This window comes from Massilia sp. CF038, assembly GCF_900129765.1.
Taxonomy (GTDB): domain Bacteria; phylum Pseudomonadota; class Gammaproteobacteria; order Burkholderiales; family Burkholderiaceae_D; genus Telluria_A.
The window spans coordinates 1,799,845-1,813,305 of sequence record NZ_FQWU01000002.1; the positions used below are offsets into that span (position 1 = coordinate 1,799,845).

Sequence of the window (13,461 nt, forward strand, 5' to 3'; positions counted from 1 at the left end):
CTTTTCGCGGAGATTACCCATGAAGTCAGCAGTGTGCGCAGCTCTTGTTAGTATGTTGTGGGCGTGCGCGCCTGCCTTCGCGCAGGAGGCTTCTCCGGTGGGTCTGTGGAAAAACATTGACGATGTCACTGGCAAGCCCAAGGCCTTGATCCGTATTTCCGAAGACAAGGGCGAGCTGCGCGGCCAGATTGAAAAGCTGTACCCGGCCGCTGGCGAAGACCCAAATCCCAAGTGCACCGCCTGCAGCGGTGCGAAGAAGGATCAGCCTGTCATTGGCATGGTCTTCATGTCAGGGCTGAAAAAGAATGGTGACGAATACACCGACGGTGAGATTCTCGACCCGGACAACGGCAAGGTCTATCGCAGCAAGATGAGCCTGGCCGAGGGCGGCAAAAAGCTCAAGGTGCGCGGCTATGTGGGCATGCCCATGTTCGGGCGCTCGCAAGTGTGGGTGCGGCAGGAGTAAACCAACGCGCATGGTTGAGGGTGCCAAGCCCCCCTGATACACGGCTATGCGGCGCGCCAGGAGCAACCACCACATCGTCCTCGCGGAGGCGGGGACCCATAGCACGCGGAACAACTTCGGCGACGTGGAATGGGTCCCCGCCTTCGCGAGGACGATGTGGTGGTTGCACAAACCACGGTAATTTCCCCACTCGAACACCGGCAGGAAAATATTGCCAGAACTTTAATCCGGCGACATACTCTATCCGACTTAACTCGGAGGACTATGATGGAAAATCAAGAAACAATCGTCACGACCAATAACGCCAATCCAGGCATCCGCAGCGTGGACGTCAATCGCGGTGTGGAATGGCTGGTGGGCGGCTTCAAAATGGTGTTCAAGACGCCGGGCGTGTGGTTGCTGGTTGGCCTGGCCTTCCTGATCGGCAGCTGGATTCTCGGCAAATTCTGGCTGGGGAGCGCACTGTCGACAGCCTTCGGCATCGTCTTCACCGGTGTCATGATGCGCGCTTGCCAATCGCTCGAATCAGGACAAGACTTCGCAACCGGTCTGAAAGAAACCTTCAGCTCCGCTCCCCTGTGGATTTTGGGATTGATCGGTGCGGCACTGTCGTTCGCGATCGTGCTGGTCGTCGGTCTGCTGGGCGTAGGATCGGTGACGGTGGGCGCAGTCAGCCCAGGCGCGTTTGGCAGCATGCTCGGCCTCAGTTTCCTGCTGCTGTTTGCGCTGGGCTTCGTCCTGTATTCGGCCTTGTGGCTGGCGCCTGCCCTGGTGGTTCTCCAGCGCGTGAACCCGGTCGACGCGATTCGCCTGAGTCTGATGGCGTCGCTGCGCAACATCCTCGCTTACATCGTCTTCGGTTTGCTGGCGATGATCGCCTGCATTCTGGGTGCGCTGCCGCTTGGCCTGGGTCTGCTGGTCGTCTTCCCGGCGCTGATGTGCGCTTCGTATCTTGCCTATAAAGACATGTTTGGTGCCTGAAGCAGCAACGCGACTGGATGCTCAGTCGCGTTTTGCATGGCGTGCCAGATGCCGGTCGAGCTGATTAGCAAAATTCTGGCGGTCGGCTTGCCCAAACGGCGCCGGACCGCCCGTATCGACGCCGCTGCTGCGCAGCTCGTCCATGAATTTACGCATCGTCAGCTGCTGCTCGATATTGTCCACCGTATAGAATTCACCACGCGGGTTGAGTGCGTAACCGCCCTTGGCGATCACATCGGCTGCCAGGGGAATGTCACCGGTGATCACCAGATCGCCCGGCGCCAGTAGGCGCACGATTTCGGCGTCGGCCACATCAAAGCCCGACGGCACTTGCACAGCACGAATAAAACGCGAAGCTGGCACCCGCATCAACTGGTTGGCCACCAGCGTCAGGTTCAGCTGCAGGCGTTCAGCCACGCGGTATAAAATTTCCTTGATTACGACCGGACACGCGTCCGCATCGACCCAAATCTGCATCATCACACTCTCACCTTTTTTACGTGGACGCAGTATACCTTGCGGCGCCGTGGCAGCTACTTGCGCCAGAAGCTGTCGCAGCCTGCCTTGTCTTTCAGGTTAAATTCAATCATCGCTTTCAACAGCGTGTAATCGACAGGCTGATCCCAGCGAATGCGCGCCAGCATCTTGGTATGGTCGTAACCAGCTTGCCGGATTGAATCGGAAAAGTGGGCGATCCCCGCTGGCTCCGGCCCCACCGCCATGTGATGCCGGGCCACGCTGAACGCGATGATGAAGGTGTCGTGGTCGGTAAACATGGGCTGATTCCATTTCACGACAGGCTGCATGCGGGGGAACTGCGTGGCCACCCAACTGAGCACCTCGTTGACACGAGCCCGCTGCTCCGGGACCGCAATCTGCGCAAGAAAATCGGCGAACACGTCCATCGTCACTCCTGAATGCGTCTATCGGATGTCCAGTATATCCGTGGCGCCGCTTATCCTTCTTGCATGCTATCTTTCGGCCGTTTCAGAACTGAACAGGATCGCAAGATGTTTTTTCTCAGAGTAATGGCATTTTTTGCTGGCAGTTTTGTCGCCTTCGCGGCGCCATTTCTAATGTTGACCGAACGCCAGGGCATGGCCATGGGCGGCATGGCGACCATTCTGCTGGGCGCGGTGTGCGTGCTCGGATTCGGGTTGGCGTATTTCTATTTCGCTTTACTCGGCCACAATATCGTGCGCTCCCACCGCATGCGCAGGATTGCCGGCGCGATGGTGGTGTTTCAACTGGTGGCCGGTGGCTGGCTGATTCATGCGTCGAGCAATGCACGCGTGCTGGTCACTGCAGCGCCGCTGATGTGCTTTTCGGTCTTGCTGTTTTTGGCCTTCGTGTGGCCCGGTGACAGCAGCCGCAATCACCGTCCCATGCGTCGTCGCGAACACAGTGACCAAGTTCAGTCACGTTAAAAACTTGTTTTCCTGACAAGGCCCGTGATAAGCTCTCGCGTCAAGACAGGAGAATGCATGGCAAAGTTGCTGGCACTGGCGGCAATCCGCTTCTATCAAAAAACGATTTCCCCGCGCAAGGGATTCAGCTGCGCCTATGCCGGCCACACCGGCCGCGGCAGCTGTTCGCACCTGGGCTACCGGGCGATTTCGCGCTACGGCGTCTGGCGCGGTTTGCAAGTGCTCGACGCACGCCTGCATAAATGCGGTGCGGTGCACCGGCGCCAAAAGCCGCTGGGAGCGCTGGCCGGGCAAGCTGGATTTGTCGATTGCTGTGGCGATTGCGACTTCCCCGGCGACTGCCGCAGTGGTGGCGGCAAGCTGCTGGATGTGGCAGACACCTGCAGCAGCTGCAGCAGCTGCGACTGGCGCCGGCGCAAGAAAAAGCAGCGCGAGCAATACGTTGTGGTATCGCCCAAAACCAGAATCAAACGCTAAGTCAGCTCGGCAAATTGTCCCACAGGTCACCCGTGGGACTGGTACGTGGCGCCGTGACGCCAAAATGCTGGTACGCAAGCGGTGTGGCAATCCTGCCGCGTGGGGTGCGCTGCAAATAGCCTTGCTGGATCAGGAAGGGTTCGAGCACGTCCTCAATGGTGTCGCTCTCTTCGCCAATGGCTGCGGCCAGATTGCCGATGCCGACCGGGCCGCCGCCGAATTTGAACAACACCGCTTCGAGCAGTTTGCGGTCCATCACATCGAAACCGACCGCATCCACGTCCAGCATGACCAGCGCCGCATCGGCCATGGCCTTGGTGATTTCGCCCGTCCCCTTCACTTCCGCGTAATCGCGCACGCGCCGCAACAGGCGGTTGGCAATACGCGGCGTGCCCCGTGCACGCAAGGCAATTTCGCGCGCACCATCTTCCACGATCGGCGCACCCAGCAGATCAGCACTGCGGGTGACGATGCGGGTTAATTCGTTGGCGTTGTAAAACTCGAGCCGGGCCACGATGCCGAAACGGTCGCGCAAGGGATTGGTCAGCATGCCGGCGCGGGTGGTGGCGCCCACCAGCGTGAACGGTTGCAGGTCGAGCTTGACCGAGCGCGCGGCCGGGCCTTCGCCGATCATGATGTCGATCTGGTAGTCTTCCAGCGCCGGATACAGGATCTCTTCCACCACCGGCGACAGACGGTGAATTTCATCGATGAACAGAACGTCGTTCGCTTCCAGGTTGGTCAGGATGGCCGCCAGATCGCCGGGGCGTTCCAGCACCGGGCCGGAAGTCTGGCGCAGATTGACGCCCATTTCACGCGCGATGATGTGGGCCAGCGTGGTCTTCCCCAGGCCAGGCGGACCAAACAGCAAAGTATGGTCAAGCGCTTCCTTGCGCTTGCGCGCAGCCGAGATGAAGATTTCAAGCTGACCGCGGATCTTTTCCTGGCCGACGTATTCATCGAGCTGCTTGGGCCGCAAGGCGCGCTCGATCGCCTCTTCGTTCGGCGAAGCGGGCGTGGCGGCGATGACGCGCTGCTCGCTGAAATTATCGGTCTGTATGCTCACTTGCCATTATCCTTTGGACAGCGCCTTGAGCGCGTACTTGATACCGTCGGAAACACTGCTGCCGGTCGGCATGTTCTTCAATGCGGCCAGCGCTTCCTTGTCAGAATACCCCAAAGCCAGCAGCGCGTTGAGAATGTCCGATTGCGCATCGTGCTGCACCAAACCGCCCACCGCGCCCAGGTCGGCGCCGAGCTTGCCCTTCAATTCCAGGAGCAAACGTTCAGCGGTCTTTTTACCAATACCCGGCACTTTGACCAGGCGCCCTGCTTCCTGCAGCGTGACCGCCTGGGCCAGATCGGCAATCGTCATGCCGGACAGAATCGACAAGGCGGTGCGCGCGCCCACACCGCTGATCTTGATCAGCTGGCGGAACACGGCGCGTTCTTCGGCATTGCCGAAGCCAAACAGCAAGTGCGCGTCTTCGCGGATGGCCTGGTGGGTGAACAGCGTGACTTTCTCGCCGATGTGCGGCAAGTTGTAATAGGTGCTCATCGGCACATCAACCTCGTAGCCGACGCCATTGCAATCGACCAGCAGCTGGGGCGGATTCTTCTCCAGAAGAATGCCGGAAATACGTCCAATCATGGTCTACCTTTAAACGAGACGACCGCGCTTCATGCGCAGGCCGGAAAGCGATGGCGCCAACGCGCCGATCAAGGCCAGCGCGTCGACACTGTTGGCATGGCAAATCGCAACCCCCAGTGCATCGGCCGCATCGGTGCCAGGCAGGCCGGGCAGCACCAGCAGGCGCGCCACCATTTCCTGCACTTGCTCTTTGGCCGCCTTACCGTGGCCGGTGACTGCTTGCTTCACTTGCAGCGCCGTGTATTCCGCCACGCTCAGCTCATTGTGCACCAGCGCGGTGATGGCAGCGCCGCGCGCCTGCCCGAGCAGCAGCGTGGATTGCGGATTGACATTGACGAACACTTTTTCGATAGCCGCACAGGTCGGCTGATAGGTGCGCACGACTTCGCCGATCCCGTTCAGGATCACTTTCAGCCGTGGCGGCAACTCGCCCTCGGAACCGGTCTTGATGGTGCCCGAGGCGATGTAGCGCAGCTTGTTGCCCTGCTTTTCGATCAGACCGAAACCTGTGGTGCGCAGGCCTGGGTCAATGCCAAGAATAATCATTACCGAATGGTATACCGACAAGCAGAGTTTAGTGCAGAAAATAAACCACATCGCCCTCGCGAAGGCGGGGGCCCATAGACAATTCCCGAAGTTGTTCAGCGTGCTATGGGGCTGGCGCATGCGCCAGCACCTCCGCGAGGGCGATGTTTTGGGGCCAACTAATTAATGACGGAAATGGCGCGCGCCCGTGTACAGCATGACCACACCGCGCTCATCGGCCGCGTCAATCACTTCCTGATCGCGCATCGAGCCACCCGGCTGAATCACACAGGTCGCGCCCGCATCCACCACCACATCCAGGCCATCGCGGAACGGGAAGAAGGCATCTGACGCCACGGCCGAACCAGCCAGGGTCAGGCCAGCGTTTTGCGCTTTGATCGAAGCGATCCGGGCCGAATCAATGCGGCTCATCTGGCCGGCGCCCACGCCCAGGGTCATGCCGCCCGCGCAGAACACGATGGCATTCGACTTGACGAACTTGGCCACGCGCCAGGCGAACATCAAGTCTTGCAGTTGCTGCTGGGTTGGCTGCTTCTTGGTGACGACGCGCAATTCGCCCAGACCCACGTTCTTGGCATCCGGCGACTGCACCAGCAAGCCGCCGCCCACGCGCTTGACGTCGAAGGGGTTGTTGCCCTGACCGAGAGGAATTTCGAGCAAGCGTACGTTCTGCTTGGCTGACATGATGGCGCGCGCCTCGGCCGAGAACGATGGCGCGATCAGCACTTCGACGAACAGCTTGGCAATCGCTTCCGCCGTCTTGGCATCAAGTTCAACGTTCAGGGCAATGATGCCGCCAAAGGCCGAGGTCGGGTCGGTCTGCAGGGCGCGGTTGTACGCATCCAGCGCGTCCACGCCAATAGCCACGCCGCAAGGATTGGCATGCTTGACGATCACGCAGCCAGCTGGCTGGCCCAGGCCGCCCAGCGACTTGACGCATTCCCACGCCGCATCCGCGTCCGCGATATTGTTGTACGACAGTTCCTTGCCTTGCAGCTGCTTGTAGCTGGCCAGGGCGCCAGTTGCCGGCACCAGGTCGCGGTAGAACGCGGCCGACTGGTGCGGGTTTTCGCCGTAGCGCATGTCTTGCACTTTTTCAAACGTCATGTTCAGCGTTTGCGGATAGGCAGCGCGGGTGGCGTGGGCCTTGTCTTCGCCCAGGCTGGTCAGGTAGTTGGTGATGGCGCCGTCGTACTGCGCGGTGTGCGCGAACACTTTTTTGGCCAGCATGAAGCGGGTGTCGTAATCGACCGTGCCGGCCTTGACGCCGTCCAGCACGCGGCTGTAATCAGCCGGATCGCAGACCACCACCACATCCTTGTGGTTCTTGGCAGCCGAACGCAGCATGGTGGGGCCGCCAATGTCGATGTTTTCAATCGCGTCTTCGAGCGAGCAATCATCCTTGGCCACGGTCTGCTGGAACGGGTACAGATTGACTACCACCATGTCGATGGTCGGAATATTGTGTTCGGTCAGCTTGGCCACATGTTCAGGGAAATCACGGCGGGCCAGAATGCCGCCATGCACTTTGGGGTGCAGGGTCTTGACGCGGCCATCGAGCATTTCCGGGAAACCGGTGTAATCGGCCACTTCCGTGACGGGCACGCCATTGTCGGCCAGCAGCTTGGCGGTACCGCCCGTGGACAGAATGTTGATGCCGAGCGCGGACAGTGCACGTGCAAAATCGAGCACGCCGGTCTTGTCGGAAACGGAAATGAGAGCTTGTTTGATCATGGGAGTGGCCTGGTTGTGAGGTATTCGGTCGATGCACTGACGCGCCGGGCGCGAAGGGCTCGCGCTCGAAGCACGGCCACTCAGTGTGCTAAAGCTGTTACAGCAATCCGTGTTCCTGGAGCTTCTTTCGCAAGGTGTTGCGATTGATACCCAGCATTTGCGCCGCGTGCGACTGGTTGCCTTCGGCGCGCGTCATGACCACTTCAAGGATGGGGCGCTCGACAGTCAGCACCACCATGTCATAGATATTCGACGCCTGCTGCTCGCCCAGATCGTTGAAATATTCTTCAAGGCTCTTCTGGACGACTTCCTGGATACTTTCTTTGCTCATTTTTCGTGCTTCACGTGGCTGATTGATGTTCTAAGCGCTGCTCTGAGGGCAGCGTTGTCCCTGATCTTGTTCTTATTTCGATACCATGACTTAAGCCGCCAAGGCGTCCGCGGCAACAGCTGCGGGCCGGTATTGTAACCGCTCGCTGAAACTAAGTTGTTTTTTGAAGAACGCATCTACTGCATCGAGCTGCAACTCGGTCGATTCCAGCAGGTTCATTTGCTGGCGGAATTCTTCGCCGCCAGCCAGGTCACGCACATACCAGCCGATGTGCTTGCGCGCCGTGCGCACGCCCAGAAACTCACCATAAAAAGCGTAGTGGGCTTGCAGGTGTTCGCTCATCAAGGCGCGCACTTCGTTGACCAGCGGCGCAGGCAGATGGGTGCCTGTGCGCAGGAAATGGTCGATCTCGCGGCAGATCCATGGGCGCCCCTGGGCCGCACGTCCGATCATGACCGCGTCCGCGCCGGTTTGTTCCAGTACGAACTTGGCTTTTTCGGGGGTGGTGATGTCGCCATTGGCCACCACCGGGATCCGTACCTCGGCCTTGACGGCGGCAATGGTTTCGTATTCGGCATCACCGGTATAACCGTCGGCCCGGGTGCGCCCGTGCAAGGTCAGCATCTGGATGCCAGCCTGCTCGGCAATGCGGGCAATGCGCAGGGCATTCTTGTTTTCGCGGTTCCAGCCGGTGCGGAACTTGAGCGTGACCGGCACGTCGACTGCGTTCACGACCGCGTGCAGGATTTTTTCCACCAGGTCTTCGTGCTGCAGCAAGGCCGAACCGCACCAGCTGTTGCACACCTTTTTGACCGGGCAACCCATGTTGATGTCGATGATCTGGGCACCGCGGTCGACATTGAACTTGGCACAGTCAGCCAGATCCTGGGGATCGGCACCGGCGATCTGAACTGCCTTCGGCTCCATTTCACCGTCGTGATCGGTGCGGCGCGAACTCTTTTCCGTGGCCCACAGACGCGGGTTGGAGGCGGCCATTTCCGACACTGCATAGCCGGCACCGAGCTGTTTGCACAGCTGGCGGAACGGGCGATCGGTCACCCCCGCCATGGGAGCGACGAAAACATTATTACGCAGCAAGTACGGACCAATCTGCACAGGCGAGCCGGGGAAGAGTTTGCGGGAACCGGCTATTTTACCTGATTTGCTGCTCAAATAATAAGCACTATTTTGTATAAAGCAAATGCTCGCTAGATTATTTGAATGCTGGCGTCAGCCCAATTCATCGAGTACGCCGCGCTGCAAGTGGGCCACTTCACCCCAGCTATCGAGGTGCAACTGGCCCGCGCTGACGCTGAAGCGGTTGATGCTGGCGTTCTTGACGGGGAAGTCGCGCGGCGTTTCCAGCGAAAGACCCATGGCGCCACGGTAAGCGCATTCCAGCACGCCGCCGTGGGCGACCAGCGCCAGCGTCTGTCCTGGGTGGCGCGCGGCCCAGCCCAGAATGCTGTGCATGCTGCGCTCGTAAAACTGGCGGAAACTTTCGGCCACGCGCACGCCAGGCGGCATCACGCTGTCGATGTCACGCGCCTGCCAGGCGGCAAATTCCACCGGGAAGCGTGCTTCGATTTCGCTGTACAGCAAGCCCTCGAAGCCGCCATAGCAGCGCTCGCGCAGGCCGGGGTCGGTGTGCACGGCCATGCCCTGCACCCGGGCTACGGCTTGGGCGGTCTGGTGGGCGCGCTGCAAATCGCTGGCGACAATGGCGTCGAACCGCTCGCCGGCCAGCGCGGCCGCCAGGGCTTCGGCCTGGCGCAGGCCTTCGGCATTGAGGGCGATATCGATATGGCCTTGCAGGCGGCGTTCGGCATTCCACGCGGTTTCCCCGTGGCGTATCAAAACAATGTGTGTGGTTGGCATTTAGAGGAGCGAGGCGGCAATCTCGGGATGGAGCGTGTACACGCCAAAAGTATGGGCTTCGTCGAGAATGTGGCCGCGGATGGCCAGGCGCGCTTCGGGACCGGTAAAGCGGCCCTCAAGCGGAAAGCGCGCAATGTCGAGCGCGTACAAGGTGAACACGTAGGTGTGCAGGCGCAGATCGTTCCACGGTGGGCAAGGGCCATCGTAGCCATAATATTCGCCGGCCATGGCGGGATCGTCGCGGAACCAGCTGGTGTAGTCGTTGATGCCCTGGCGCAGCTGATGCTCGGTCCCGTTCTTGATGGTAAAAGGCAGCAGCGGACCGGTTTTGCCGTGTGGTGTGACCAGAGAGGAAAACTGGCCCTGTGCCAGTGAGGTGAGGGCCACCGGAATATCGACCAGGGTCCAGTGGTAAAACTCGGCGCGCGCCAATTCGGCCGCCACCACTCTGCCCTGCTGGTTGACGTCGGTGCCGACGCTGGGCGCGTCCAGGTCGCGGCAAAACAGCACCAGCGACTCGGTGCCGTTGGGCACTTCATCCCAGGCCAGGTGCGGATTGCAGTTGGCCGACAGGCGCACATGTGTGGCCGGATCGATCACGGCAAACGCGCATTCCTGCGGGATGGGTTCGCCATCGCTGAATGCTTCGCTCCACAATCTCATCGCAACGTTCTCCCTGCCTTGATGTTATTGACTATATTAATAGCGCCAAGTTTCATTTGGCCTGGACCTGCAGCCAGAATGTCACCGGACCATCGTTGGTGAGCGACACTTTCATGTCGGCGCCAAACTGCCCGGTTTCGACCTGACCGTGGCGCGACCGCGCTTGCGCCACAACATGGTCGAACAGACGGCGTCCGTCGGCCGGTGCGGCTGCCGGCGTAAACGAGGGGCGGGTGCCGGAATTGGTGTCGGCTGCTAGCGTGAACTGCGGCACCAGCAGCAAGCCGCCGGCCACATCGGTCACGCTGCGGTTCATCTTGCCAGCCTCGTCGGCAAACACCCGGTAGCCCAGCAGCTTGGTCAGCAAGGCCTCCGCTTCCTTCTCGGTATCGCCCTTTTCCGCGCACACCAGCACCATCAGGCCAGGGCCGATGGCGCCGATCTGCTGGCCGTCGACCACCACGCTGGCGTGGCTGACGCGTTGCAGCAGAGCGATCATGCGCTGAAGGTCACGCGGGCAAACTTGCGGCGGCCTACCTGCAGGACGAAGGTGCCTGCCGCCACTTGCAACGCTTTATCGCTGATCACCGTACCGTCCACACGCACGCCGCCCTGGTCGACCATGCGCATTGCTTCCGAAGTCGAGGCACAAAGACCCGTGTGTTTGAGCAGGTGCGCGATGCCCATTGGCGCACCCGATACGGCCAATTCTGGGATGTCGTCCGGAATGCCGCCTTTGGAGCGGTTGACGAAGTCAGCCAGCGCATCGTCGGCCGCCTGGGCCGAGTGGAAGCGGGTGACAATTTCCTTGGCCAGGGCCACTTTGGCGTCGCGCGGATTGCGCCCGCCATCGACTTCCGCCTTCAGGGCGGCAATATCGGCAATCGAGCTGAACGACAGCAATTCGAAGTAACGCCACATCATGACGTCCGAAATGCTCATCAGTTTGCCGAACATGGTGTTGGCAGGTTCGGTGATACCTATATAGTTGTTCTTCGACTTGGACATCTTGTCCACGCCGTCCAGCCCCTCGAGCAAGGGCATGGTCAGGATGCATTGCTGCTCCTGGCCGTAATCCTTCTGCAGCTCGCGGCCAACAAGCAAGTTGAATTTCTGGTCCGTTCCACCCAGCTCAAGGTCAGCCTTTAAAGCCACCGAATCGTAGCCCTGCATGAGAGGATAGAGGAACTCGTGGACAGAGATGGGGGTCCCACTCTTGAAACGCTTGGTAAAGTCGTCGCGCTCCATCATGCGTGCCACCGTGTAACGCGATGCCAGCTCGATCATGCCGCGCGCGCCCAGGGGGTCGGACCACTCGGAGTTGTAGCGAATTTCCGTGCGGGCCGGGTCCAGTACCAGCGAGGCCTGCTTGAAGTAGGTCATCGCGTTTTGCTCGATCTGCTCCTTGGTCAGGGGCGGCCGGGTGACGTTGCGGCCGGAAGGGTCGCCAATCATGGAGGTAAAGTCGCCAATCAAGAAGATCACCTGGTGGCCCAGGTTCTGCAGCTGGCGCATCTTGTTCAAGACCACGGTGTGTCCCAAATGCAAGTCCGGGGCGGTCGGATCGAGGCCCAGTTTGATGCGCAGCGGCTGGCCGCTTTGCTCGGAACGGGCCAGTTTCTGGGCGAATTCGCTTTCGATGAGCAGTTCGTCGACGCCGCGCTTGGTGATCGCAAGGGCTTCCTGAACCTTGTCCGTCAAGGGCAAGGCTGGGGAAACAGCTGGTTTGGATGGTGCGGAAGTGGTCATATTAAACTTATAACGGAACTGTAACAGAATGTCGAAAATGTTGGATAGCGCACAGAACGCGATATAATGCTCGATCCGATTAATCTTGCCGATAGAAAACTAAACACAATAACAACAAGAAAAAGTAGCGCTCTTCGCGGATGTTCAAGCGGCAAATTTTAACTGATTGCATGAATCCTATACATAAATTCACAGGCAAAAGCTGGACCGGCCTGCTCGGAACGACGCGAAAGTCACGCATCATCAGCGCTGGCGCGATCTTCCTTGCGGCTTGCGCTTTTGGCGCAGCCGGCGTTGCGCCGATGGCGCCCGACGCGTCGGACCTGCCGGTTAAATCCATCGCGCTCAATCTGGACATGCCGAATCTGGCTGACCAAATTGCCGCTTTGCAAAAAGACGAGCAACACTTTGTCCAGGAAGAGAAAGTCCGTGCTGGCGACACGCTGGCCGTTCTCCTCCAGCGCCTTGGCGTGGACGATCCGGCAGCCGTCAACTTCATCAAATCCGACAAAATCGCGCGCGCCGTGATGCAGCTGAAAACCGGCAAGCGGGTCCAGGCGCAAACGGACGAAGATGGCCAGCTGCAGTGGCTGCGCGCCACCGTTGTCGATGGCCGCGACAATCCTGCCAAGCAGATTTCGATCACCCGCGATGGCGACAAGTTCATCGCCAAGGAAGCGGCGCCCGAACTGGAGCGCCGCATCGAAATGCGCGCCCGCGAAATCACCACCTCCCTGTACGGCGCCACCGATGCCACCACCGACGGCGGCAAACTGCCTGATTCGATCGTCGCCCAGATCATCGAAATGTTCTCCACCAATATCGACTTCCGTTCCGACCTGAAACGCGGCGACCGCTTCAATGTGGTCTACGAAACGTTCTGGCAAGACGGCGAAATGGTGCGCGCAGGCCGCATTCTGGCTGGCGAATTCATCAACCGCGGCGTTACCTACCAGTCAGTCTGGTACGAAGATCCCGTCACCAAACAAGGCGGTTACTACAGCATCGACGGCAAGGCCCTGAAAAAAGCCTTCCTCAAGTCGCCACTGGAGTTCTCCCGTATTTCGTCCGGCTTTGCCAACCGCGTGCACCCGATCTCGGGCGCCTGGAAAGCCCACAAGGGCGTTGACTTCGCCGCTGCCAATGGCACGCCCATCCGCGCTTCCGGCGACGGCACCATCGATTTCGCCGGCGTGCAAGGTGGCTACGGTAACTTTGTGATCATCAAGCACTGGGCCAACTACACCACGGCCTACGCCCACATGAGCCGCTTTGCTCCGGGCATCCGCCGCGGCAGCGCCGTCAAACAAGGTGACGTGATTGGCTATGTCGGCTCGACCGGCTGGTCGACCGGGGCCCACCTGCACTACGAATTCCGCGTCAACAACGAAGCGCGCGATCCCATGTCGGTCAAGGTTCTGGCGCAAGCACCGTTGTCGCCCGCCGAAATGGCCCGCTTCCATGTGGCCGCTGGCGACATGACCCACCGTTTCGCCCTGCTGCGTCCTACCGGCACCTCGATGGCCGCCCGGTAATCAGGCAAACGCACGCTCTGGCG

Annotated in this window: 17 protein-coding genes; 5 read left to right on the forward strand and 12 right to left on the reverse strand. The window is 60.0% G+C overall.

From position 1 onward, the window contains the following. The first annotated feature begins 19 nt into the window (after positions 1-19). Positions 20-466: a DUF2147 domain-containing protein gene (locus tag BUC24_RS18570; protein WP_073219591.1), complete on the forward strand. Its 447-nt coding sequence runs from the start codon at positions 20-22 to the stop codon at positions 464-466. A 264-nt stretch (positions 467-730) separates the two neighbouring features. Then, on the forward strand, positions 731-1,447 hold the full coding sequence (locus BUC24_RS18575; protein ID WP_143167566.1) for a BPSS1780 family membrane protein: 717 nt from the start codon (positions 731-733) through the stop codon (positions 1,445-1,447). Positions 1,448-1,468: 21 nt separating this feature from the next. On the opposite strand, the gene BUC24_RS18580 is transcribed toward BUC24_RS18575, so the two are convergent. Together BUC24_RS18580 and BUC24_RS18585 are read right to left on the reverse strand one after the other, a co-directional pair. Then, the gene (locus BUC24_RS18580; protein ID WP_073220349.1) at positions 1,469-1,924 is read right to left on the reverse strand and encodes a YaiI/YqxD family protein; all 456 of its coding nucleotides are present in this window, start codon (positions 1,922-1,924) and stop codon (positions 1,469-1,471) included. Positions 1,925-1,980: 56 nt separating this feature from the next. Next, positions 1,981-2,352 carry an iron chaperone gene (locus BUC24_RS18585; RefSeq protein WP_073219596.1) on the reverse strand — a complete coding sequence of 124 codons (372 nt, stop codon included), beginning with the start codon at positions 2,350-2,352 and terminating at the stop codon, positions 1,981-1,983. Between the two features lie 12 nt (positions 2,353-2,364). Between BUC24_RS18585 and BUC24_RS18590 the strand changes: the two genes are divergently transcribed. Beyond that, positions 2,365-2,874 carry a hypothetical protein gene (locus tag BUC24_RS18590; protein ID WP_143167567.1) on the forward strand — a complete coding sequence of 170 codons (510 nt, stop codon included), beginning with the start codon at positions 2,365-2,367 and terminating at the stop codon, positions 2,872-2,874. 57 nt (positions 2,875-2,931) lie between these two features. Further along, positions 2,932-3,351, forward strand: coding sequence for a membrane protein insertion efficiency factor YidD (yidD, locus tag BUC24_RS18595; protein WP_073219602.1), 420 nt, complete (start codon positions 2,932-2,934; stop codon positions 3,349-3,351). 1 nt (position 3,352) lies between these two features. On the opposite strand, the gene ruvB is transcribed toward yidD, so the two are convergent. The 10 genes from ruvB to tyrS all read right to left on the reverse strand — a co-directional run bounded on the left by ruvB (position 3,353) and on the right by tyrS (position 11,903). Next, positions 3,353-4,417: a Holliday junction branch migration DNA helicase RuvB gene (gene ruvB, locus BUC24_RS18600; RefSeq protein WP_073219604.1), complete on the reverse strand. Its 1,065-nt coding sequence runs from the start codon at positions 4,415-4,417 to the stop codon at positions 3,353-3,355. Between the two features lie 6 nt (positions 4,418-4,423). After that, positions 4,424-5,002, reverse strand: coding sequence for a Holliday junction branch migration protein RuvA (gene ruvA / locus BUC24_RS18605; protein ID WP_073219606.1), 579 nt, complete (start codon positions 5,000-5,002; stop codon positions 4,424-4,426). 9 nt (positions 5,003-5,011) lie between these two features. Then, positions 5,012-5,548 carry a crossover junction endodeoxyribonuclease RuvC gene (gene ruvC / locus BUC24_RS18610; RefSeq protein WP_073219610.1) on the reverse strand — a complete coding sequence of 179 codons (537 nt, stop codon included), beginning with the start codon at positions 5,546-5,548 and terminating at the stop codon, positions 5,012-5,014. Positions 5,549-5,710: 162 nt separating this feature from the next. After that, positions 5,711-7,282, reverse strand: a complete 1,572-nt coding sequence (purH, locus tag BUC24_RS18615; protein WP_073219612.1) for a bifunctional phosphoribosylaminoimidazolecarboxamide formyltransferase/IMP cyclohydrolase — start codon at positions 7,280-7,282, stop codon at positions 5,711-5,713. Positions 7,283-7,379: 97 nt separating this feature from the next. Beyond that, positions 7,380-7,613 (reverse strand): helix-turn-helix domain-containing protein, encoded by a 234-nt coding sequence (locus BUC24_RS18620; RefSeq protein ID WP_018058143.1) that lies wholly within the window; start codon positions 7,611-7,613, stop codon positions 7,380-7,382. A 90-nt stretch (positions 7,614-7,703) separates the two neighbouring features. Further along, complete coding sequence (gene dusB, locus BUC24_RS18625) at positions 7,704-8,729, reverse strand: tRNA dihydrouridine synthase DusB (RefSeq protein ID WP_073219615.1); 1,026 nt, start codon at positions 8,727-8,729, stop codon at positions 7,704-7,706. Positions 8,730-8,843: 114 nt separating this feature from the next. After that, the gene (locus BUC24_RS18630; protein ID WP_073219618.1) at positions 8,844-9,491 is read right to left on the reverse strand and encodes a histidine phosphatase family protein; all 648 of its coding nucleotides are present in this window, start codon (positions 9,489-9,491) and stop codon (positions 8,844-8,846) included. Beyond that, positions 9,492-10,154: a YbhB/YbcL family Raf kinase inhibitor-like protein gene (locus BUC24_RS18635; RefSeq protein WP_073219620.1), complete on the reverse strand. Its 663-nt coding sequence runs from the start codon at positions 10,152-10,154 to the stop codon at positions 9,492-9,494. 52 nt (positions 10,155-10,206) lie between these two features. Then, positions 10,207-10,653 carry a D-aminoacyl-tRNA deacylase gene (gene dtd / locus BUC24_RS18640; protein ID WP_073219623.1) on the reverse strand — a complete coding sequence of 149 codons (447 nt, stop codon included), beginning with the start codon at positions 10,651-10,653 and terminating at the stop codon, positions 10,207-10,209. After that, positions 10,650-11,903, reverse strand: coding sequence for a tyrosine--tRNA ligase (gene tyrS / locus BUC24_RS18645; protein ID WP_073219626.1), 1,254 nt, complete (start codon positions 11,901-11,903; stop codon positions 10,650-10,652). The genes dtd and tyrS overlap by 4 nt, the downstream gene beginning before the upstream one ends. Positions 11,904-12,073: 170 nt before the next feature. Here tyrS and BUC24_RS18650 point away from each other — a divergent pair, with 170 nt between their 5' ends. Next, a complete protein-coding gene (locus tag BUC24_RS18650) occupies positions 12,074-13,438 on the forward strand; it encodes a M23 family metallopeptidase (protein ID WP_073219629.1) in 1,365 nt (454 codons plus the stop codon). The last annotated feature ends 23 nt before the right edge of the window (positions 13,439-13,461 follow it).